This is a genomic window from Sphingomonas sp. 28-62-20 (assembly GCF_002281505.1).
In genome coordinates, this window is record NZ_NCGH01000030.1 from 1 (window position 1) to 19,785 (window position 19,785).

The window sequence follows — 19,785 nt, forward strand, 5'->3', positions numbered from 1 at the left end:
TCGACGATCACGCAGCCTATATCGGCTCGTGGCTGAAGGTGCTGCGCAAGGACTCGCGCGCCATCATGACCGCGGCCGCCAAAGCGGAAGCCGCCGCCGGATACCTGCTGCGCGCGACCGGCCTCGCCGCCTCGGACGAGCCCGAGGACCAGATCCGTGAAGCGGCATGATCGGTCAGGTCGCCCGCCCCGACCTCGGCGCCTACCGGCGCTTCGTGGTGGCGTTCAGCGGCGGCAAGGACAGCCTTGCCGCCCTGCTCCACCTTCTCAGCCTCGGCGTGCCAGCGCACGCCGTCGAGCTGCACCATCATGATGTCGACGGCCACGGCCCGACGTTCATGGATTGGCCATGCACGCCGGCCTATGTCCGCGCGATCGCCGAGCATTTCGGGATCGCTGTCTACGTCTCGTGGCGCGAAGGCGGCCTCGCGCGCGAGCTGGCGCGCGACGACGCGCCGACCGCGCCGATCGCGTTCGAGACGCCAACCGGCATTGGCCGTGCCGGGGGCAACGGCCCTGCCGGCACGCGCGGGCTCTTTCCCCAGACCTCGCCCGATCTTCGGGTGCGCTGGTGCAGCCCCGTCCTCAAGATCGACGTCCTCGCGGCCGGGATCCGTAATCAGCCTCGCTTCCTTGATGGCCGCACGCTGGTCATCACCGGCGAGCGCGCCGAGGAGAGCCCGTCTCGCGCGCACTATGCGTCGTTTGAACCACACCGAACCTCTACCCGCTCGCGTTCGGTCGACCATTGGCGCTCGGTCCATGACTGGACCGAACGCATGGTTTGGGACGCCATAGCCGCGTCGACCATCCGGCCCCACCCGGCGTACGTCCTGGGATGGGGCCGCCTCTCGTGTCGTGCCTGCATCTTCGGATCGGCTCAACAATGGGCGACGCTGCGCCTCCTCTTTCCGGAGGCATTTGGCCGGATCGCCGCCCGCGAGACGGCAAGCGGCAAGACGATCCACCGCGCCCTGAGCGTAGCCCAGCTCGCGGATCGCGGCACCCCGTTCCCCTCCGCAACCTTGCACCCGCAAGAGCTGGCGCAGGCGGGCGATCCGGACTGGCGGCTTCCCGTCCTGACCGAGCCATGGGCGCTCCCCGCTGGTGCGTTCGGCGATAGCGCCGGGCCGATTTGAACAACTTTCCAATGATAGGAGACAACAATGGTCGACCGTGTGGCAGCAACGATTACGATAGGCGGCACCCTCCCCTCCTCCCTTCTCGAATCCTTCGTCGGGCTCATCGAGGATGAGGCGCTGGCGCCCGAATGGGACGGCGAACCCTTTACCGTCGCGGACCTGCCGGCCGACGGCCCTCTCAAACTGATGGCGAGCGAAGTTGCGTGGGGTGAATTCAGGGAGCTCGAAAGCTTCTGTGTCGAGCATCGCCTTCCCTTCGCGCGCTGGCACCAGTCCAATTGCGGTTCCTGGGGCGCCGAGCGAGCTGTCTTCACGGGCGAGGGCGAGGTGCGGCTCTACGCGGCGACCGACGACGACACCGTGATGATCGACCGTGAAACCGTCGTGCGGTTGGGCTCGGTGAAGGCGATCCTCGATTATCTTGATACCGCAGACTCCGTCCCGCCCCACTTCCAGATCGTGCCCGGTCGCGCCGCGTCCTAGCCGGCCGATAGCCGGTCATTCCATCCCCGGTGGAGGAGAGGGAGCCTTCGGCCTTTGTGAGCGCGCCCCGGCGCTCCGGAGGTTTTTCCCATGTTCTACGACACGCTCTATCGCCACAATCAGGCGCTTTCGCCCGCAGGTCTCGAATCCGTTCCGAACGCGCTGCACGCGCTCAACGCCGCAGTCGACGACTGCCGGCGCGCAGGCAAGTCGATCGCTGTCGATGCATCGATCCTTCTGCTGATCCGCAACCTGGCCGACGTCGCCGAGCGCACGGCACCCAGCATCAGCGAATTGCGTCATCAATGCCGACTGGATCGCTCGGCCGTCGAGGCGTCTCCGGCGTTACTCGACATCGCTGGCAACTCGGTTGGCGGTGACTATCCGGCCAAACGCACCTTCCACTATCAGGCGCGCCGCGCGCTCGCCCGTCTCGCCGAGGTGATCGGGGTCGATCCGGACGATGCGCGCATCAACACGGCTATGGGCCGCGACGATGACGACGGCACCAGCGAGCTGCGGCACGTGGACCTATCGATCCGTGTGGTGCCGCGCAGCTTCCTTCCTGACAGCGAAATCACGTTCAACCGCTGCCGGAACGGCGAACCCGCTGGACAGGTCCACCGGGCGCCGATTGCCGAACTGCTGGACACCGCGGCGTTCCAGCGTCGGCTCACCGCCACGATCGGCGACATAGGCGCTCCCCGCCTCGCCGCCGCTGCCTGATCCCCCCGCATACGCTGGAGACGCCATCATGGCCGATTATTATTCGCAATGCGTCGTATCGCCGATGCTTCCACTCGCCGATCTCACGGCGGCCGAGCAGCTCATTCTCCGCAACATATTCGACTCCGAGGTCGACGGAGACGAGCTCTACCTGTTCGCCGAGATCGGACGAAACACCATGATCGATCTCGAACTGCCCGACATGCTGGCCGCACTGGCTGCAACGGGCGTCGCCTCGGCTGCCACGCGGCTGCTCAGCAAGGCGATCGCGGAATTGCCCGAGGGCGAGACCGCCGCCGAAATAGAACTCGACGACGAGTGGATCGAGATCCTTCAGGAGATTGTGCGGCGGTCAAACGCACTGACCTTCGTCACGATCGAGACTGGCTTCAACTGCTCCAAGATGCGTCCGGACGGTTTTGGCGGCGCGGCGATGGTGATCACGGCGGACACGGTCGACACCATGTCGACCAGCCAGTTCATCGACGAAACCCTGTCAGCGCGACTGGGGACAACCAACCGCTCGTCACCGCTCGAGGGAGGGATATCCGCTCCCTGAGCGCATCGCCGCGCAGCTTCCTTGCTGCCGGCGATACCACTTTCAACGGCTGCCGAGGCGGCGAACCGGTCGGGAGGGTCCATCGGTCGCCGATCATGGAGCTGCTGGACGCCTTGTGTTCCGGCACCGGCTTACCGCGACGATCGGCGTCATCGCCGCTCCGCGCCTCGCCGCTGCCGCCTGATCCCCACAAACACCGGAGATAATATTATGGGTTGGCTCATCATGCGCGATATGGGCGGCTACGCCAGCCCGCGCTCCTATCTCGACAACCAATTTTCCTACACGCGCGACGATCACCGTCTCACCGTGCTGGCCTCGTCCATGGTCGGGTCGACCTATTACGCCGCGTGCGAGCGTGTCGAGAGCAACGGCGACCGCCAGGTCTTCGCCGTTGTGTGCCTGACCAAGCACAACCCCCGCGCCGCTGACGGTCACTCGTTTGGATACAAGGACATGACCGAGCATATGGGGCCGTGCGAGAGCGACTGCCCCGCTGCGGTTCTGGACGAGCTGACCGACACGGACAGCGAATATGCGGTGGCATGGCGAGCACGCTGCCGCGCCAATCTCGTACGGCGCAAGCTGGAGCGGGCGAAGCCGAACCCCCGGCCCGGGCAGACCATCATCTTCGATGAGCCCATGCGGTTTAGCGATGGAACCGACCGCACCCGCTTCGAAGTGGTCGCGAATCCCAGCGGGAAGACTCCGCTCTTCCGCGATCCGGAGAGCCGCGCGATCTGCCGCATTCCGGCATTTCGCAAGCGCAGCTATCGCATCGTCAACGCGGCGATCGTCCCGAAGGACGCGGCCAATGGCTGACCGCCCGCCCGTCGTCGCGGCATGGGGTGCGGGTGTCGATTCCACGGCCATGATCGTCGAACTCGCCGAGCGCGGCGATCCGATTGACATGGTATTGTTCGCCGATCCCGACGCCGAGAAATCCCGGACCTACGACTACATCCCGCTGTTCCGGCGCTGGATGGCCGGCCGCGGCATCGCGTCCGAGATCGTCCGTTACCAGCCTCGCAACTTCAAGCACTGGCCGCCCTATGCGGGCATTGCCGAGAACATGCTCACGAACGCCACCCTGCCCTCCGTGGTCTTTGGTGGGGGGTCGTGTTCGCAAAAATGGAAGGCGGCCCCGCAGGATGCGTGGACCGCCAGATGGGAACCGGCCCGCCGCTGCTGGGACGAGGGCGGCCGTGTCGTCAAGCTGATCGGCTATGACGCATCTGCGCGCGATACGCAGCGTTACCACCACGCGATCGGGTGCGAGGACCCTCGCTACACCTATCGCTATCCGTTGCGGGAATGGGGATGGTCGCGGCCGGAATGCGAGGCACGGATCGCGCGCGCCGGCTTGCCCGTGCCGCCCAAGTCGAGCTGCTTCTTCTGCGGTAGCATCAAGCCCGACGAGGTGCTGGAGCTTTCGGTCGAGGAGCTGCGCGTCATCGTGCTGATGGAGGCTCGGGCCAAGCCGCGTCTCCGCAACGTCGCCGGCCTCTGGCGCAAGCCGGTGCTGGGCCATCGCGGTGCGACGCCGCGCCCCGGCAGCATCACCGAGTTCATCCGGACGCGCGGTCTGCTTCCTCCGGCCGAGATCGACCATATCGTCGAGACCGCGCCGATCGCGCTGCTCGACTTCCAGGCGGCACAGGCCGCCCTCCCCGTCGACCAACGCGCCCCGATGGGTCGCTGGCTCGACGATTTCCACCGCGCGGCCGACGCGCTCGAACGGAGACCCACCCATGCCTAACCCGATCATCAAGCAATTCGTCGTTGAAGGCGTCTCCGGCTTCCCGCTGGAGATGCTCCACATAGATCAATGCTGGCCCGCGCGCGCGGCCGACGCAGCCGGCCTTGGCGGACGGCTCAACGTCGCCGGTGATCGGCCTGCGCAACCGGCCAAGATCATCCTGGCGACGGCCGCCAAATACGCACCCAACCGTCAGCGTTGGCTCTCATTCGGTTGGCAAGTCATCGACTGACGATCGACGCTTTCTGAGGGGAGGCAGCCTTCGGAGCCGGTGAGCCTGGATGCTCGCCGACCCAAAGGAGCCCAACATGCACAGCATTGCCGTCTATCTCGTCCAGCTCGCCTATGGCGGCCCTGAAGAGGGCGGTTGGTTTTACCAGACCGGCGAACTCTGCACCGATCCGGAGCTGACGGCCTTCGGCACCACCTTTGCCGATGGGCACGAAGCCCGGGTGAAAGCCATGTCGGACGAGGTTCGGGCCCACCTCGATCGCGACTGGAACACCGGTGGTCACGCGCGGGAGATCAGCAGCGTCCTTTCCGCCGGGCGCTTCGAGGCCCGCGTCCACGATGGCTGGCCTCCTCTCGCCTTCCCGGCAGAGCGTCCCCGTTACGAATGACCCGAAAATGCTCGGGTTGCTCCACATCGCCAACTTTCAGGAGTCCGGTCTCATGAAAACCTTCACCGTTCACTGCGAATACCCTGCCCCCTATCGCGCCGAGCTCACGGTCGAGGCGGAGGATCTCATCGGGGCCTGTCGTGCCGCGATCGACGCGTCACACACGACCGACGGGTGGAAGAGCCTCGAGACGGAGCACCTCACCTACGTCACCGAGATCGCCGAAGGAGCGGACATTGATCCTTGGCGTTTTGTCCCCGATGGAGCGGATGCCTCCGTCCTCGCCGTCCCTCGTCTGTTCACGGATGTGGCGGCCCTCGCGGGCTTTGCCGCGACCCGGAGTGACGATCTGGTCGACCAACTCCGCATCATGGTCGATGCCATCGGCGCCGATGGTGGGTTACGGATCACCCCAGCAGCGATGGTGCGCCTGTGCGCGACCGGAAAGGCCATTCTCGACGACATCGCGTGCTGCGGGTTAAGCCCCACTTCAAGCGCTGCGCCAAGCGTGGGTGCTGTTCTGCCCGACGCCACCTGACGTCCGACAGCCTTCCGCCAGAGGATGCGGCATATGGGCGGCCGCGAGGCCCCCACAACCGCAAAAATCCGGGCCGAGTTGCCGCTTCGCGGCTGCCCGCTCCACCCCGTTTTTTGCGGTTTCCCTTCGCTGCGCTCCGGTGCGGGCGCCTCTCATTCGGCCGCCCAGGAGATGCGCATCCGGCGGATAGGCCGCCGGCCCAGATCAGATGAAGGGCTTGACCCATGACCACTTCCCTTGCCGCAGCACTTTCCGCACTGGAGCTCGGACACCTCGAACCCCGCGCAGAAGATGTCTCAGGAATGGCCCCTCCCCCGTCCGAGGCCCTTGAGCAGACCACCACCGCCATCTGGAGCGATCTGTTCGCAACCCTCCAAAACACGTCGCTCGAGCGTGACATCGAAGAGATGGGCTGGGGTCTGGTCAACCTCTTCCACCGTGCCGCGGCCAAGAAGCACGCGACAATCGACCGCCTTACCGATGAGATCAGGCTGCTGATTGCCGAGCAGGATGGTTCGGAGATCAATACCTCCAACCTCGAGGAGAAAATCGACCTCGCCAAGAAGATCGAGGAAGCCGCCTCCTGCTACGAGCTGATGCGCGACACTGCGGCCGGGCATTATATCCGCGAAACGGGCCGCTCCTGGATTCCGTCGACCGGCAACCGCATTTCGCTGGGGGTCACGTCCGCAATCGTCGATGGGCGAGCATTCCTCCGCGCACGCCGCGAGCGGATCCGCGACGCGAATACGGCACAGGGCACGCCGGTCGTGTTCGCAGGCGGAAGGCTGACCTTCAGGACCGACGAGGACATGAAGGCGTTCGGCGACAATCTGCTGCGCACCCTCAACGCAGTTCGGGAGCGTGTCGGGGACATGTATCTCGTCCATGGCGGCGACATGAAGGGGATCGAGCGCATCGCCGCCTCCTGGGCCGAACAGCACGGCATCCAGCAAGTCCGCTTCGGTCTCGATCGCAAGCTCGGAGATCGCGCCGGCTTCCGTCGCAACGAGCAGATGCTCTCGCTGAAACCCCGCTACGTCATCGCCTTCCAGGGCAACGGCGTGACCGAGCGTCTGGTGATCGATGCGAAGAAGTCGGGCATCCGGGTGGTCGATCGTCGCGGCCCATTGGGTACGCCCCCCGCATCCCAGAATGCTCAGAGCGACCGTAAGGTCGCCTGAGTTTACGGCTCGGCCGCTGGCATGCCAGCGGCCCTTCGCCGCCGCCCGCGCCGACGCGACGCATCAACCATCAAACCGCCAAGGAACGCCGCCATGTCTCGCCCCAATCCGTTCCAGACCGCCGCCCATTGCTGGCGCTTCGCGCTGCGCCGCGCTTCGGAAGACGGAGATACTTTCCATGTAGTGATGACGGACAATCCCGCCGCTCCGCGTGCGGTCCTGTCCGACGGCGAGCTGTTCGCTCGCGAGGATCTCGCACCCGAAGACATCGAGGTGTCGTGCGACCCGTTCCTCCCCGGCATCACCAGCGCTCGCGAGAGGTGAGGAGGCTTTTGGTGAGCTTGAGCGGCCCGATTCCCGGTCTGCCCCGGAGCCACCACCACCATGTTCGAAACCACCATCCTCGGCGCCTGCCCAGCCGAAGAAGACACCGCGCAGCTTGGCCGCACGCCGGATTTCGACCGGTTGAACCGCCTCGAAGTCGACTGCTACCAGGCCGCCCTTACCGCCCGCTACGGCCCGCCCCCCGCCGGCGCCAGCTTCATTCGGCACGGTTCCAACCACGATTTCGGCCGCTACACCGAGCTCGCGCTACGCTTCGTTCCGGAGAACGAGGCGGAAGCTGCCTATGCCGCGTTCGTCGACGAAGGGCTTGGCCGCTGGTTTCATGGCGGCTTCACGCCGCCCGTCGAATACCCTGACAGCGCGTCGCCGACGATCCGCCATGCTGATCTCGCTGCCGCGATCCGCTCTGCGATAAGCATCATGCGCCCGCCGTTCCCCGAAGGCGAGCGCATGATCACGAACCTCCGCGCCAACTACCCCGATGCGGTCCCGGCCTGATGGCCCGCGACTGCATCCGGCGCCCGCGCCACGTCATTCAGCCTCTCGTGATCGGGCGACAGCCCGATCTCTTCGACGGCCCGACCGTGACACACGAGCGACCCGTCAAGCCGACGCCCCAGACATGGGGCCGCGACTTCCTCCGTTACCTCCGGGCCACCAGCCCGCATGCGGAAACCTCCACGGAGCAACCAAAATGACCGACAAACTTCACGATCACACAATGTCCAACGTCCCGGACAAGCCGGCCTGGACCGACGACGAACTTCGCACCCTCATCGACTTCCGGCGCCGCAACGGGCGCCGCTGGAAGAGCAAGCTGCTCGACCTCTACTTGTTCGGCAAGGATGACAGCGAGCCGAACGGCGCCGGCCTTCGGCACATCCGGAACCGCCAAGGCCCCAGCCGGGTGGACGCTGTGATCAAGGCGATGCTCGACGAGGCCGAAGATCGCCTCGCGGCCCCGGCGCGCCCGCGTCATCCGGGCCTGGTCGGCCCTTCCCGATAAGGTGCTCAAGTGGAGCCCATCTACCTGGTCGCCTGCGTCTCGCAGAAGCTCGATCGGCGCGCCCGCGCCGCCGAGTTGTATCGATCCGACTGGTTCCGGAAGGCGCGAACCTATGTCGAAGAGACCGGCTCGCCTTGGTTCATCCTGTCGGCCGCCCATGGCCTCGTCAGGCCGAACGATAGGCTCGAGCCCTACAACGTCACCCTCCGCGACCTCTCGGCCGCTCAGCGGCGTCTGTGGGGTGAGATGACCGTTCGCCAACTTCGGCGCGCAATCGGGCTTCGCCATCCCGGCCCGATCGTCTTCCTCGCAGGTCGGCTCTACCGCGAGCCAATGCTCGACTTCTCCGGCGATCGGGCCGCCATACCCATGGCAGGGATGGGCATCGGTCAGCAAAAGGCATGGCTCGCAGCCCAGATCGCCGCCGCCCGCAAGCGCGCTGCGCGCACCGCTGAATTGCACTTTCCCCCCGACTGCTGACCGACGCTCCCATGTCGCGTTTTGCCATCCGGCGCCGCTACGCGGCGTCCCGCCCCTTCGTGCGCCATCCAGCGCAACTCGAGCTATTCGATTTCGTGGCGGATGCCACCGCCGTCGACGGTATGCGAATTCTGCCGTGGCGGGGCCTTTCGGTCTGGCACTGCGAGCTCGATCGCCAAAGCGCGATCATGCGCCCTAGTCGTCCGCTCTATCACTGCTTCGAGATCACGGCTCGCCAACTCACCGCCGAGCGGATCCGCACGTGCCGCGACGTGCCGGCGATCGCCCGTCTTGTCGATCGCCTGTCGGCCGCCCGGTATCCGAGCGGCTGCTTGCACGACCTCGACCGCGTCTGGTCGCGCGCGGAGCTCGGGGATCTTCTCGTCGAGGCCACCAACCGCCGCACGTTACTCGCGATGGGTAGGGATCAACCTCGGGCAAAGGGTCCGGCGCTCGATCCCCGACGCCTGCCGGACAACCGGCTCGACCACCTCATCCAGACGCACGGGGACATTTCCGTCGTCGAGGCGCTGCGTGTCGAACGAGAACGTCGCACCCACGCCGCCGCTTCGCTATATCTCTCCCCGACAGGAGCATAAACATGGATCAACAGACGCCGGCTCGCCGCCCCGCTATTCGCGCTGTGTCGTTTGACGATGTCGGTGCCGCCCTTGCACGACTGGTCCCGATCGCGCTGCCGCCCACCCGCGCCGCCGAAACAGGCGCATCATCCAAGGTGGCCGATTTCCTCCTCGCCTGGTGGAATGGTGACGACACCGGTCATTTTCCGATCCTCCACCTGTGCAATGTCGATGCCGTGACCGCCGAGGATATGCTGATTGTCATGGCCTATCTCGCCGAGAACTCCACGGTTTTCGCCGACCGATGGGGCTACCGCGACACAATGGGGGAGATTTGGGAACGGTATCGGGAGCTATAGCGATCCCTGCCCTGCGGTCGGGCCGCGCTCTATTCCGCTCGGCGCTTCACCGAGCCCCTGCGGGTCTCGGCCCATCCGGGTCACGATCGACTGACGCGGGTGCTGCCGCGCCCCCCACTTATAGCATAGCGCGGAGCGGTGCTGTGGGGCGACGGCCCGAGCTTGCCCCGGCCATCCACCTCTGGTCGGGAGGACGCCTCAACGCAGCGAAGGCCGCGCGCCCTGCCCTGCGAGGCCCCGCGTGGAAGTCTTCATCGGCATCGTGACGGCAGCGCTCGGCTCCGGCCGTCCCGGTGGTGGTTCCGGCACGAACCTTCAAATCGTGGATCTCGCCCCTGCACGATGGCGCGCGCGCCGTGGCAGTGAAGGCAGCACCCCGGTCCACCCCGCGAGCGTCGACCTGCATGATAGCGTCTCGCGCCCGGCGCAACGGCAAGGCTGACGAAATCAGAGCCGCCTTATGGTGACCGATTGAGGTACGGTGACGCTCCTGAACGAGCGACGCGCCGAGTGTGTCCTGCTTCTCGGATCCATCTCCATCGCCCGCCGGGGTTCATCCCCTCTCTTTGATGAACGACCTAAGCCGGCCGTCCACCCCCTCCAACCCGCGATCATACGGACCGAGTTGCCGCTACGCGGCTGCCCGCACCACTCCTTTGATCGGGGTTCCCCTCCGCGTCTTCGCGCTCCGGTGGAGGCGTCGTCCTGGCCGTCTTTGACGGTGTTCAGTCGAGGGAACGAACCCCCGGCGAACAAAAGGAACCTCGAAATGCAGAACCTCGTCATTCTCGCCGGCAACGTCGGCGCAACGCCTGAGACCCGCACTACCCAAGGCGGCACCAAGATCACCCAGTTCAGCCTCGCGACCTCACGCCCCAAGCGCGACAGCGACGGCAAGACCATGAAGGATGGCGACGGTCGCCGGGTCGAGGACACCGAGTGGCACCGCATCACCTGCTTCAACGGCATCGGCAAGACCGTCGCGCAGTATGTCGAGACGGGCCAGAAGGTCATGGTTCGGGGCCGCATCCACTACACCCGCTGGACCGATCAGGAGAATATCGAGCGCTACGGGGTCGAGATCATTGCCGACGAAGTGACCTTCCTCTCCTACGGCAAGTCCCGCCAGCAGCAGGGCGGCAGCCAAGACGACAACCTCGGGGATGATGATATCCCCTTCTGAGCGGGGCAGGAAGGCCCGGAGCTTCGGCTCCGGGCCTCTCGCCGTTGGCCTCCTTCTTCTACGCGGCTACGCAAAGCGGCGGCTAGGGCGCCTCAAGCCCGCGCCGAATAATTGACCGGCATGGCGTAAGCGCCAGCGTCGCTCGATCCAGAAGGCGGTCTGCGATCTCGCTCGTCGGTAAGGGCGTCGTTTGGACCCTCCCTTCCAATCTAACAGCAATCGTCTTGCGCCGGATCGTAGATATAGCTTCCTACGAGGCCGAGGTGGCCTGCCATCGCTTGTATTGCGGCATTTCGATCTGGCGCGGTCCAGCTCGAGCTTTGGGGGTATCGGAACAGCTGAAGCGCATGGGGTTGATCGAGCGCCTCTATGAGCATGTCCATTGAACGATCTCGGGCGGAATATAATCCCCCGCGAAGCGCCTGAGCATAACAGCGTTCGAGACCGTGGCCCATCATCATCAGCCATTCTTCATCACGGCCCTGGTGACTCAGTGCCGCTTTGAGCGAAAGTTCAAGGGCATGGGCGATGAGCTGAAACAGGGGCCGCTCAATTGCCTGGTTCTCTGGCGCGTGCTCGCCCACCACTTTCGCTGCGTCGCCATAGGAGGCAGCCATCGAGAGATACTCACGGGCGCGGCGGTTGGGATAGGACCCTGCGAGAGCCGAAACGGACATCCCCTGAAGATGGCAGATTGGTGGGTGCAGCCAACCCAAAAAATCCGAGGCATACCAGCGCGATCCCGTTCTGATCGGTGTCAGTGGCACGCGCGTCGCTCGGGTTCCATGCTCGACTACCGGACGGTGAAAGCGAGTGGCGACGCGACGGGAAGATTACTGACGCGCCTAGTGGCGAGAGCCTCTGCCCCCCCATATAGGTAGATCAACGGCTTCTGATCGCCTCACACATTGCAAGTTGATAGCAGGTAAGGCATATTGCTATCAACGATGTCAATCAAACCGGAGTGCGATCAGCTATGGCAGCCGTCACGATTCGCAACTTGTCCGATGAAACATACCGTGCCTTGAAGGTAAGGGCAGCGCATCATGGGCGCAGTGCCGAGGCTGAGATGCGCGAAATTCTAGAGCTTGCCGCGCGGCCGACCGACCGCGTCAGACTGGGATCGTTGCTGGCCTCCATCGGCCGCGAGGCCAGCATGAGCGACGCAGAAGCAGAGCATTTTGCTCAGCTACGTAACAAGACTTCTGCCGAGCCTATGAGGTTCGAGTGATCCTGCTCGACACCAATGTAATCTCAGAGCTGTGGAAGCCCGTGCCTGACCCGCATGTCCTGGCATGGGTCGATGCTCAAGTGATCGACACACTCTACTTGTCGGCCATAACCGTGGCCGAGCTTCGTTTCGGCATTGCCGCCATGCCGGTCGGCAAGCGACGAGAAACGCTTGATCGCCGGTTGGAGCAGGAAGTGCTGCCCCTGTTTGCGGGCCGCGTTCTGCCGTTCGACTTGGAAGCCTCGCGGGCTTTTGCCCACTTGATGGTGGTGGCGAAGGAAGCGGGTAGGGCGGTTGGAACAGCTGACGGCTATATCGCGGCCACGGCTGCGGCAAGTCGCCTTATGGTCGCCACCCGAGACACGAATCCCTTCGAGGCGGCCGGAATAAGCGCCGTCAATCCTTGGATCGCGTCACTCTAAATTGGCCCGGATCTAGCGATCTAACTTTGATCGCGGCGGCCGGTCAGGAACACCAATCCGGTTTGGGCCGATGGCGGAGCCAGGGTCGCGCGGCACCTGTGGCGATGAGCGCCTCGCCCAAGTCTCTGCCGTCGACGCGGACGCGCGCCACCGTCCGGTTGTCGCTCCGCCCTACCCGCTCGAACGTCACGACCTTGCCGTCGAGTAAGCTGCGCGCGCGCCTTGATGCGGCTTCGCCGCGCTCGACTTCGAGCCGGCATTTGGCCTGGCGGGCGTGGATCTCCGGCGCATCGATATTGGCGATCCTGATCCGCTCGCCACTCGTCAGGCGGAAGGTGTCGCCATCGGTCACATAACGGACTCGTCCGGTGTCGGCGCGAGCCGATGCACCCGAGGCCGTGCCGCTCATTGCCGCCAGGCAGATCAATATCGGCATACGCAACGAGGTCATCGCCGGGACAATAGCGCGTGGGATCCGTAGAACAAGATGCGAACGGTTTGGCGGTTGTTCCTGCCCCTTTTTGCGATCGACTCGGTGGGCAAGCGGCACCCTATACCGGCAGCTTCACCCCGCTCTTTGAGGCGCAATCCTTGGTCGCTCCCGCGGGCCTAATGCGATCAACCCGTAAAGGGTCCGTACGCTTTGCTACGGCCTTTTGCCGTGCCGCCAAAAGGTGATCGCGGCCACGAGACCGACACTTCGGGCGCCAGTCGAGCGGGGATGAACCCGCCGGCTTGCAAGGAGCCTCGATATGTTCACCGACATCTGGACCGCCCGCAGAAGCGCACTCAGCCTTTCGAAAACCCTGATGGTCGCAACGATGGTCATCTCCATCGGAGCCCAGTTCGCGGTCATCACCGCCGACGACTTCGACGGCGACGTTGCGGTCATCAACGAATATGATCCCTTTGCCTGAGCTCCCGGCGGGGGCTTCGCCCCCGCCCCTTCTTTAGAGATGCAGCCTTTGGATGACCTGACAGAGCAAGCCAGTGCCCATTACATCCACTCGACCCTGCGCGAACGCATCGTCGAACATGTGTTCGTAGGCGAGGCGCTGCGGCGGCTGTGGCAACGCGGCGTGACTGGGGTCGAGGTGCTGCGTTCCGAGTTCGATGCCGGCGGCTACGATCTCGTGATGAGCTACAAGGCGATCACCCGGCACATCCAGTTCACGACCGTGACGTTGGGCGGGCGGGCGCCGCGTGTGACCGCAAGCCTGAAGCTGATGGAGAAGCCGAGCGGTTGCATCATCTGGATCGTGGTCTCGCCCGATCTCGATCTCGTTTCCTATCTCTGGTTCGGCAATGCACCAGATGTACCCCTGCCCGATATTAGCGGCTTTCCCGTTGCTCGCCATGCCAAAGGGACATCGACGGGCAAGAAGAACGAGCGGCCGATGCACCGGGTGATCGCCAAAGGAAAATTCGAGAAGATCGCTTCGCTCGATCTGGTCCTGGGCAAGCTGTTCGGGCCGTTGCCGTAAGGGTTTTCGGGCACCGGCTACGCCGGACCGGGCTCTAGGCTGACGCCCCGAGCCCCGTGCCGGGTCTCGGCCCTCCGGGTGACGATCCCTTGCTGAAGTGGATACTCTACTCCGCGACGCCAGACGCGATCAACGTCTCGGCAGTGACCGGCGCCGGGCCATCGCCAAGCGTTTCGCGCAGCCCCGCTTCTTCGAGCAGCACGTGCCAAGGCGCGCCGTAGGTTCTGGCTGCCAGATAGAAAGCCGCGCCATCGCAGGCGACCATCCGGCACCGCTCCTGGGTGTCGATGAGCGACCACCCTGCCCCGTACCGCGCGACCAGATCGGCCGGATCGACCCGCATCAAGGCGCCGCAACGCCGGCATTGGCTGCGTATGAGGATGTTGCGCCTTGCCATGACGCCGACGGTCTTTGTCCAGTTGGGCCAGAGAGTGTGGAGCGCAGCGGTCATCTCGGATGACGATAGTCCGCTTGTCCTCAGCCGGTCCAGAAGTCCTTGACGGCATGTGATGGCTTGGGTGTCGCAAGCCGCCGAAGCGACGGGATCATCACCATGTCCGGTCATTGCCGGGGCGCATGTCCGCGCAAGCCCGTAGCCGGGCTTCTCCTCTCACGTTTCGACCCTGCGGGTGCGCGCACCTGCTGTGCCCCGGCCAGCCGGTCCCTGTCGAAAGACCCCGATCGGCGGGGTTTGAGCAAGCACAGGATCAGCACATGTCCGATCGACCAATCTCCCCTGCCCCAGCCGTGGATCGTATCTCGATCATCGCGACTCTCAACGACGCGCTGCGGCAGAACCTCACCCAACCCGGCCACAACCGCGTGGTGATGACCCTCGGCGTCCAGGATCTGATCGGCGACGTCAGCCTGTTCCGCAACTTCCATGCCCGAGCCGAACTGCTCCGCGCCATCCGGGACTATGATGAATTCGGCGTCGACGTGGATCCGCACGGCGAGCGGGATTTCGGCCGCTTCACCTTTTGCGACGCAGCGCTTTACTGGAAGATCGATTATTATGATCGTGCCATCGACTTTGGTTCACCCGATCCTGCCGACCCGCAGGTCACCACCCGCGTGCTGACTATCCTTCTCACCAGCGAATATTGAGATAGGCTGGCCCCGTCCCTCACGGGGCCAGCTGACGCTCGACCGGCCGCTTGTCGCAAAGTCTGCTTGAGCAGACTCGCGTCAGACATCGTCGCAGGTCCGCATCGATTCGCCGCATCTGTATTGAATTCAATACAGATGCGGCTTAGCCTTCCTGCCTTGTTGTCCGAGAGGAGAGGGTGCCGGTGGTAGGTGCAGGGCAGGGGAGCGAAAGCAGGCGTTCCGCCTTTTTGCAGCTTCGGGTGACCCCGACGATGCACAGCGCGATCACGCGCCTGGCGCTCGATCACGACAATCTCACAGTCCGCGCGCTCGTAATGAACGCGCTCAAACAAACCTATGGTCTCGATGTCCCTGACGAGGAGCTTCGCGACCGGCGCGGCCGTCAGGCACGACCAGCGCATTCCGAGGAGACCGACCATGGCTGAGTATTTTTCGCGGCATCCTGATCACGCCATCCTGTTTGCGTTCGCCTGCTTTGCGCTGACCGTCTATCTGTTCCGCTATGTCGGACCCCGGTTCGGCGCGCGCGGCGACTGGTCCGCGCGAGACCATTATGAGCGCAACCTTCGTAATGGCGGTGACGACTTTTGAGCGCGGGTGCAGGGAACGGAAGACAGACGTGAAGACCATCGTGATCAGCCTGCTGAAAGGCGGCGTCGGCAAGACCTTCTTTGCAACTCATCTCGCCTGGTATCTCGCCGAGCAGGAAGGACGAAGGGTCGCGTTTCTCGACCTCGATCCGCAGGGGAGCTCGACGCGACGTTTGGCGAAAGAGCGGACGGGTCTGTTCTCGGCCGACCTGTTCGATCCCGAGGCGAGGCTGGCGGTCGGCGACACGGCGGGGATCACCGTGTTTGGTGCCGACTCCCGGCTGCAGATGATCAAGGCCGCCGAGGATGTGCGTGATTTCATTGTCCGTTTTCGCGCTCTCCCTAAGCATTTCGACTATTGCGTGATCGACACCGGACCCAAATGGGACGAGCTGACCCTGAGCGCGATGGCGGTCGCCGATGAAGTCATCGCGCCCGTCCAGGTCGCCGAAGACTCAATCGAGTGCGCCAAGATGCTGCTGACGGCACTGAAAAAGGCAGAAGCCGCGCGCGGCGGTCGCAAGGTCAATTTCCTCGGGCTGTTGCCCTCAATGGTGAACGCCTTCGACAAGCGCGAGATGGACAATGCCGTGAAGCTCGCGACGGCGGTCGGGCCGACGATGATGTTCCCGGCGTTCGTGAAGGCACGCCCGACCTACAAGCATTCGGCCGAGAACCACCATGCGGTGTGGCACGAGAAGGGAAGCGGCGCCAAGGCAGCTTCGGAGGAAATCCGCAGCATCCTCGCCGAAGTGGAGCGCCGGGTAGAGGCGCGGACGAAGGAGGACGCCTGATGGGCAAGTTCGACCAACGGGCCGAAGAGTTCGGGATGCTGGTCGGCGCGCATGAGAGTGCGCGCCGCGTCGAGGATTTGCCGCTTGAATGGATCATGCCTGATCCCGGCAATCCTCGTACGCTATTCGACGAGGGCGAACTCGCCGAGCTGGCCGCGTCGATCGAGGCGCGCGGTGTCCTGCAGCCGATCATCGTCCGGCCCAAGGATGCGGACGGCAAGCACATCATCCGCATGGGCGAGCGGCGCTACCGCGCCTCGCTCGCGGCGGGGAAGAAGACCATTCCCGCGATTGTCAGCGATTTGGGGGAGGGGGCTGATGTCCTTGCCGACCAGATCGTTGAGAATGACCAGCGTGCCGGACTTTCCGCCCAGGAGCTTGCGCTTGGCGTCGAACGGATGCTGGCCGAGGGGAAGAACCAGGCCGACATCGCCAAGGCGCTTGGCCGCTCCAAGCAGTTCGTTTCGCTCTATGCGGCTTATGGCGAGATGGAGCCGTATCTGCGCAAGGCGATCGGCAAGGCCCCCATCCGCGTCCTCTACGATTTGCACCGCGCTGCCCGGAAGCATCCGGTCGAGGTGCGGGCGTTCGTCGGGAGCTTCGGCGATCACGGCGTGACGCTTGCCGAAGGGACGAAGTTCGTGGCGTCGCTCAAAGCGCCGGTTGCAGTGCAGGATGTACCAGCCCGGACTGAGGCTCCTTCTGCGCCGGTCGAGCCGACGCCGGCGAAGGGAGCGGGCAGGGGAGGGCGGTCCTCGACGCCTACCCAGGCAAGCCCGGTCAAGGTGATGGTGGGAAGCCGTCCCGCGCGTCTGGTTCTGCCCGAGCGGGTCCGGGTCGTGTTCGATGACGGTGACGAGGGTGAGGTGGCGTCGACCGACCTGTCGTTCGATTGACACGAGTAGGGTAGGGTGACGAATTGAGGTTCGTGAGTCCTTTGGGAAGCTAGGATTGCCGATGGCCGGTGAGTTGGACGATATCTGCGCGCAACTGGATTGCCCGAAATGCGGGGCAATCCTCAACGTGCCATTCAGCCAGATACGGTTGCAGAAGGCCGCGGCCTGTTCATGCGGTGCGATGATCCGTCTGGAGGACGACACTCCGATCGCGGCTATTCAACGACTGATCGACGAGGCCAATCCGCCATCATCGGCTAATGATGCCTAGCGCTGGACCAACCACCAGAACCCCTCACTCCGCGTAGAGAAATCGAGTTTTCAGATAGAATGATGGCGGCATCCCTTCTTCCAGGGATGCCGCCATTTTCATTTCACCGGGTATTTTCCCTTCCCTCGCTATGCCTGGAAGACGATGCTTCGAGAACGGCCCCGAGTCTGCTTGAGCAGACTGTGAGAAGGTTCAATTTAGGTGAGGGCCGGATAGGCTTGTCGCCGGGGATGTTTAACAATAGGGTGGCGCATGGCGTTTTTCGGCCTCCGTCTGCCCGACGATCTCGCGGCGCGCTTCGATGCGATGGCAGCCTCCCACGGAGGTCGGTCGGCTCTCCTTCGCGGCCTGGTCGATCAGGCTTTGCGTCGGCCGGACGATGAGGTCACCGTGCCTTCGCCGCGGGAACGGACCACCGCACGCGTTGAGATCCGACTGACCGCGACGGACGTGAAGCGACTCGACGCTGCTGCCGACGAACGGGGTCTCAAGCGCACCGAGTGGATCGTCGCGCTGCTGCGGCGTCGGCTTTATGGCAAGTCGCCGCCGCCGCGTGCGGATCGCCTGGCGATCTCGCAGTCCTGGCGAGAGCTGAACCGCATCGGCATCAACCTCAACCAGGCGGTGCACGCGCTCAATGCCGCGACGATGGTGGACTCACGTCTCGACCTGGCGCGAGAAGCCGCCCGGGTCGCGTCGTTCAATACAGAGGTCCAGGGCCAACTCCGCGCGCTGGGTAAGGCGCTCGCCGGCGACACGTCCTATTGGGACACGCCGTCGTGAGCGATGACGATGACATCCTCCCGCTGCCGAGCCTGATGGAAGCGTGGCGACCGCCGACCGGAGGCAAGCGGACGCTGAAGGGCGGGACGCTGCGGATATCGTCGGGCGGGAAGGGCAGGGGAGGGACGGGCACCTCGCCGAACCTGTCGGAGGCCGAGGCGCGCGCAAAGCTCGAGCGGATCGTGCGCAAGGCACCCGAGGTCATGGTCAAGATCTCCGGCAAGCAGCGCGGGGCAACCCACCTTGGTGAGCATTTCGGATACGTCAGCCGACACGGCAAACTTGAGGTCCGCAGCAGTGAGGGGGAGATCATCACGGATGAGAAGCGGCTCAAGGCCCTCGCCGGCGACTGGGAGATGCTCGACGAGGCAATGAATATCTACGGTAAGGACCGACCGATCTCGACATCGATGATTCTGTCGATGCCGGGCGGAACGACCGACGCCGCGACGATTGTCGATGCGGCGCAGGCGTTCGCCCGCGTCGAGTTCGAAGGTCAGTTTGCGTATACGATCGCGCTTCACACCGATACCGACCACCCTCATGTCCATCTGACGGTCGCCAACCAGGGCGAGGACGGGTCGCGCTTCAATCCGCGAAAGGCCGACCTTCACCATTTTCGCGAAAGCTTCGCCCATGAACTCCGAGAGCGCGGTATCGCGGCCGAGGCCACGCCGCGCCGCGCGCGCGGGCATGTCCAAAAGAGAGTTCGTTCATCGGCCCGGCATCTAGAAGCCCGGACGGCCGGGCAGGGCAGGGGGCTCGACATCAGCCGGCTGACCGAAGAGCGCGCGGCCGAGTTTGCGCGCTCGCCCAATCCCGAGCGGCGACCGGAGGATGTGGCGGCGCTCGGCCGTCAGAAACTTATTCGGGCCGCTTATGCTCAGGCGGCCGCCGCGCTTGCCGCCACCGGCAAGGAAGACGACCTGGCGCTCGCGGAGGATGTCACCAGCTTCGTGGCGGCGATGCCGCCCGCGGTCTCGCGGCGCCTTCAGCGTGCGCGCGAAATCATGATGGAGGAGCGAGCGGCATCGAGTGGCGTCGAGCGCGCACGCGACCGGCCGCAGGCCGATGATCCATCACCAGATCGCGGGCCGCCGAAACCTCGTGATCGCGAGCGCTAAGATGACGTCCGTTGCGACGGCGGGCGAAGGCTGATCAGCCCGTTCGAGCTCCTGGAGGCTTTGAGCTCTTCGGCGCTTTGTTCTCGACCGGAGGCGCCCCCCATGCAGCGCGCCGG

The 19,785-nt window shown here is 64.6% G+C and carries 33 protein-coding genes; 30 read left to right on the forward strand and 3 right to left on the reverse strand.

Features of this window, described 5'->3' with window-relative positions:
• From B7Y43_RS18030 to B7Y43_RS18115, 18 genes are all read left to right on the forward strand, one after another.
• Positions 1 to 170: zincin-like metallopeptidase domain-containing protein (locus tag B7Y43_RS18030; RefSeq protein WP_374133112.1), on the forward strand; the 170-nt coding region annotated here is incomplete at its 5' end.
• Positions 167 to 1,138 (forward strand): phosphoadenosine phosphosulfate reductase family protein, encoded by a 972-nt coding sequence (locus B7Y43_RS18035; protein ID WP_374133068.1) that lies wholly within the window; start codon positions 167 to 169, stop codon positions 1,136 to 1,138. The genes B7Y43_RS18030 and B7Y43_RS18035, both read left to right, overlap by 4 nt.
• 27 nt (positions 1,139 to 1,165) lie before the next feature.
• Positions 1,166 to 1,624 (forward strand): hypothetical protein, encoded by a 459-nt coding sequence (locus tag B7Y43_RS18040; protein ID WP_126849564.1) that lies wholly within the window; start codon positions 1,166 to 1,168, stop codon positions 1,622 to 1,624.
• Between the two features lie 90 nt (positions 1,625 to 1,714).
• Entirely contained in the window at positions 1,715 to 2,350 is a 636-nt protein-coding gene (locus tag B7Y43_RS18045) for a hypothetical protein (RefSeq protein WP_374133069.1), read from the forward strand.
• A gap of 28 nt (positions 2,351 to 2,378) precedes the next feature.
• A complete protein-coding gene (locus B7Y43_RS18050; protein WP_374133070.1) occupies positions 2,379 to 2,909 on the forward strand; it encodes a hypothetical protein in 531 nt (176 codons plus the stop codon).
• Between the two features lie 225 nt (positions 2,910 to 3,134).
• Complete coding sequence (locus B7Y43_RS18055; protein ID WP_374133071.1) at positions 3,135 to 3,731, forward strand: hypothetical protein; 597 nt, start codon at positions 3,135 to 3,137, stop codon at positions 3,729 to 3,731.
• On the forward strand, positions 3,724 to 4,668 hold the full coding sequence (locus B7Y43_RS18060) for a hypothetical protein (RefSeq protein ID WP_374133072.1): 945 nt from the start codon (positions 3,724 to 3,726) through the stop codon (positions 4,666 to 4,668). The genes B7Y43_RS18055 and B7Y43_RS18060 overlap by 8 nt, the downstream gene beginning before the upstream one ends.
• Positions 4,661 to 4,900, forward strand: coding sequence for a hypothetical protein (locus tag B7Y43_RS18065; protein ID WP_374133073.1), 240 nt, complete (start codon positions 4,661 to 4,663; stop codon positions 4,898 to 4,900). The genes B7Y43_RS18060 and B7Y43_RS18065 overlap by 8 nt, the downstream gene beginning before the upstream one ends.
• Positions 4,901 to 4,976: 76 nt before the next feature.
• On the forward strand, positions 4,977 to 5,288 hold the full coding sequence (locus B7Y43_RS18070) for a hypothetical protein (protein WP_374133074.1): 312 nt from the start codon (positions 4,977 to 4,979) through the stop codon (positions 5,286 to 5,288).
• 52 nt (positions 5,289 to 5,340) lie between these two features.
• Positions 5,341 to 5,826: a hypothetical protein gene (locus tag B7Y43_RS18075; protein ID WP_374133075.1), complete on the forward strand. Its 486-nt coding sequence runs from the start codon at positions 5,341 to 5,343 to the stop codon at positions 5,824 to 5,826.
• Positions 5,827 to 6,050: 224 nt separating this feature from the next.
• Positions 6,051 to 7,010 (forward strand): DUF2493 domain-containing protein, encoded by a 960-nt coding sequence (locus tag B7Y43_RS18080; RefSeq protein WP_374133076.1) that lies wholly within the window; start codon positions 6,051 to 6,053, stop codon positions 7,008 to 7,010.
• Positions 7,011 to 7,103: 93 nt separating this feature from the next.
• Positions 7,104 to 7,334: a hypothetical protein gene (locus tag B7Y43_RS18085; RefSeq protein ID WP_374133077.1), complete on the forward strand. Its 231-nt coding sequence runs from the start codon at positions 7,104 to 7,106 to the stop codon at positions 7,332 to 7,334.
• Between the two features lie 60 nt (positions 7,335 to 7,394).
• The gene (locus tag B7Y43_RS18090) at positions 7,395 to 7,853 is read left to right on the forward strand and encodes a hypothetical protein (protein ID WP_374133078.1); all 459 of its coding nucleotides are present in this window, start codon (positions 7,395 to 7,397) and stop codon (positions 7,851 to 7,853) included.
• 196 nt (positions 7,854 to 8,049) lie between these two features.
• On the forward strand, positions 8,050 to 8,361 hold the full coding sequence (locus B7Y43_RS18095; protein WP_374133079.1) for a hypothetical protein: 312 nt from the start codon (positions 8,050 to 8,052) through the stop codon (positions 8,359 to 8,361).
• A gap of 9 nt (positions 8,362 to 8,370) precedes the next feature.
• Entirely contained in the window at positions 8,371 to 8,841 is a 471-nt protein-coding gene (locus tag B7Y43_RS18100) for a MoaD/ThiS family protein (protein ID WP_374133080.1), read from the forward strand.
• An 11-nt stretch (positions 8,842 to 8,852) separates the two neighbouring features.
• On the forward strand, positions 8,853 to 9,440 hold the full coding sequence (locus tag B7Y43_RS18105; protein WP_374133081.1) for a hypothetical protein: 588 nt from the start codon (positions 8,853 to 8,855) through the stop codon (positions 9,438 to 9,440).
• A gap of 2 nt (positions 9,441 to 9,442) precedes the next feature.
• Positions 9,443 to 9,781, forward strand: a complete 339-nt coding sequence (locus tag B7Y43_RS18110; protein WP_374133082.1) for a hypothetical protein — start codon at positions 9,443 to 9,445, stop codon at positions 9,779 to 9,781.
• 769 nt (positions 9,782 to 10,550) lie between these two features.
• Complete coding sequence (locus tag B7Y43_RS18115; protein WP_374133083.1) at positions 10,551 to 10,964, forward strand: single-stranded DNA-binding protein; 414 nt, start codon at positions 10,551 to 10,553, stop codon at positions 10,962 to 10,964.
• A 209-nt stretch (positions 10,965 to 11,173) separates the two neighbouring features.
• On the opposite strand, the gene B7Y43_RS18120 is transcribed toward B7Y43_RS18115, so the two are convergent.
• Complete coding sequence (locus tag B7Y43_RS18120; protein WP_374133084.1) at positions 11,174 to 11,581, reverse strand: hypothetical protein; 408 nt, start codon at positions 11,579 to 11,581, stop codon at positions 11,174 to 11,176.
• Between the two features lie 359 nt (positions 11,582 to 11,940).
• Between B7Y43_RS18120 and B7Y43_RS18125 the strand changes: the two genes are divergently transcribed.
• Both B7Y43_RS18125 and B7Y43_RS18130 read left to right on the forward strand, forming a co-directional pair.
• Complete coding sequence (locus B7Y43_RS18125; protein WP_374133085.1) at positions 11,941 to 12,195, forward strand: plasmid stabilization protein; 255 nt, start codon at positions 11,941 to 11,943, stop codon at positions 12,193 to 12,195.
• Positions 12,192 to 12,617 carry a type II toxin-antitoxin system VapC family toxin gene (locus tag B7Y43_RS18130; protein ID WP_374133086.1) on the forward strand — a complete coding sequence of 142 codons (426 nt, stop codon included), beginning with the start codon at positions 12,192 to 12,194 and terminating at the stop codon, positions 12,615 to 12,617. The genes B7Y43_RS18125 and B7Y43_RS18130 overlap by 4 nt, the downstream gene beginning before the upstream one ends.
• A gap of 43 nt (positions 12,618 to 12,660) precedes the next feature.
• On the opposite strand, the gene B7Y43_RS18135 is transcribed toward B7Y43_RS18130, so the two are convergent.
• Positions 12,661 to 13,053, reverse strand: coding sequence for a thermonuclease family protein (locus B7Y43_RS18135; RefSeq protein WP_374133087.1), 393 nt, complete (start codon positions 13,051 to 13,053; stop codon positions 12,661 to 12,663).
• A gap of 316 nt (positions 13,054 to 13,369) precedes the next feature.
• On the opposite strand from B7Y43_RS18135, the gene B7Y43_RS18140 reads away from it, so the two are divergent.
• Together B7Y43_RS18140 and B7Y43_RS18145 are read left to right on the forward strand one after the other, a co-directional pair.
• Positions 13,370 to 13,534, forward strand: a complete 165-nt coding sequence (locus tag B7Y43_RS18140; RefSeq protein ID WP_169799508.1) for a hypothetical protein — start codon at positions 13,370 to 13,372, stop codon at positions 13,532 to 13,534.
• Positions 13,535 to 13,573: 39 nt separating this feature from the next.
• Positions 13,574 to 14,101 carry a hypothetical protein gene (locus tag B7Y43_RS18145; protein ID WP_374133088.1) on the forward strand — a complete coding sequence of 176 codons (528 nt, stop codon included), beginning with the start codon at positions 13,574 to 13,576 and terminating at the stop codon, positions 14,099 to 14,101.
• 106 nt (positions 14,102 to 14,207) lie between these two features.
• Here B7Y43_RS18145 and B7Y43_RS18150 read toward each other — a convergent pair whose 3' ends face one another.
• Positions 14,208 to 14,444 carry a hypothetical protein gene (locus B7Y43_RS18150; protein WP_374133089.1) on the reverse strand — a complete coding sequence of 79 codons (237 nt, stop codon included), beginning with the start codon at positions 14,442 to 14,444 and terminating at the stop codon, positions 14,208 to 14,210.
• 371 nt (positions 14,445 to 14,815) lie between these two features.
• Between B7Y43_RS18150 and B7Y43_RS18155 the strand changes: the two genes are divergently transcribed.
• The 8 genes from B7Y43_RS18155 (at position 14,816) to B7Y43_RS18190 (ending at position 19,669) form a co-directional block, all read left to right on the forward strand.
• A complete protein-coding gene (locus tag B7Y43_RS18155) occupies positions 14,816 to 15,208 on the forward strand; it encodes a DUF3768 domain-containing protein (protein WP_374133090.1) in 393 nt (130 codons plus the stop codon).
• A 242-nt stretch (positions 15,209 to 15,450) separates the two neighbouring features.
• On the forward strand, positions 15,451 to 15,636 hold the full coding sequence (locus B7Y43_RS18160) for a hypothetical protein (RefSeq protein ID WP_374133091.1): 186 nt from the start codon (positions 15,451 to 15,453) through the stop codon (positions 15,634 to 15,636).
• Positions 15,629 to 15,802, forward strand: coding sequence for a hypothetical protein (locus tag B7Y43_RS18165; RefSeq protein WP_169799506.1), 174 nt, complete (start codon positions 15,629 to 15,631; stop codon positions 15,800 to 15,802). Before B7Y43_RS18160 ends, B7Y43_RS18165 begins: the two co-directional genes overlap by 8 nt.
• A 28-nt stretch (positions 15,803 to 15,830) precedes the next feature.
• Positions 15,831 to 16,595: a ParA family protein gene (locus B7Y43_RS18170; RefSeq protein WP_374133092.1), complete on the forward strand. Its 765-nt coding sequence runs from the start codon at positions 15,831 to 15,833 to the stop codon at positions 16,593 to 16,595.
• Complete coding sequence (locus B7Y43_RS18175; RefSeq protein ID WP_374133093.1) at positions 16,595 to 17,491, forward strand: ParB/RepB/Spo0J family partition protein; 897 nt, start codon at positions 16,595 to 16,597, stop codon at positions 17,489 to 17,491. Before B7Y43_RS18170 ends, B7Y43_RS18175 begins: the two co-directional genes overlap by 1 nt.
• Positions 17,492 to 17,552: 61 nt before the next feature.
• The gene (locus B7Y43_RS18180; protein ID WP_374133094.1) at positions 17,553 to 17,762 is read left to right on the forward strand and encodes a hypothetical protein; all 210 of its coding nucleotides are present in this window, start codon (positions 17,553 to 17,555) and stop codon (positions 17,760 to 17,762) included.
• A 252-nt stretch (positions 17,763 to 18,014) separates the two neighbouring features.
• The gene (locus B7Y43_RS18185; protein WP_374133095.1) at positions 18,015 to 18,545 is read left to right on the forward strand and encodes a mobilization protein; all 531 of its coding nucleotides are present in this window, start codon (positions 18,015 to 18,017) and stop codon (positions 18,543 to 18,545) included.
• Positions 18,542 to 19,669 carry a relaxase/mobilization nuclease domain-containing protein gene (locus B7Y43_RS18190; RefSeq protein WP_374133096.1) on the forward strand — a complete coding sequence of 376 codons (1,128 nt, stop codon included), beginning with the start codon at positions 18,542 to 18,544 and terminating at the stop codon, positions 19,667 to 19,669. Before B7Y43_RS18185 ends, B7Y43_RS18190 begins: the two co-directional genes overlap by 4 nt.
• Positions 19,670 to 19,785: the final 116 nt, after the last annotated feature.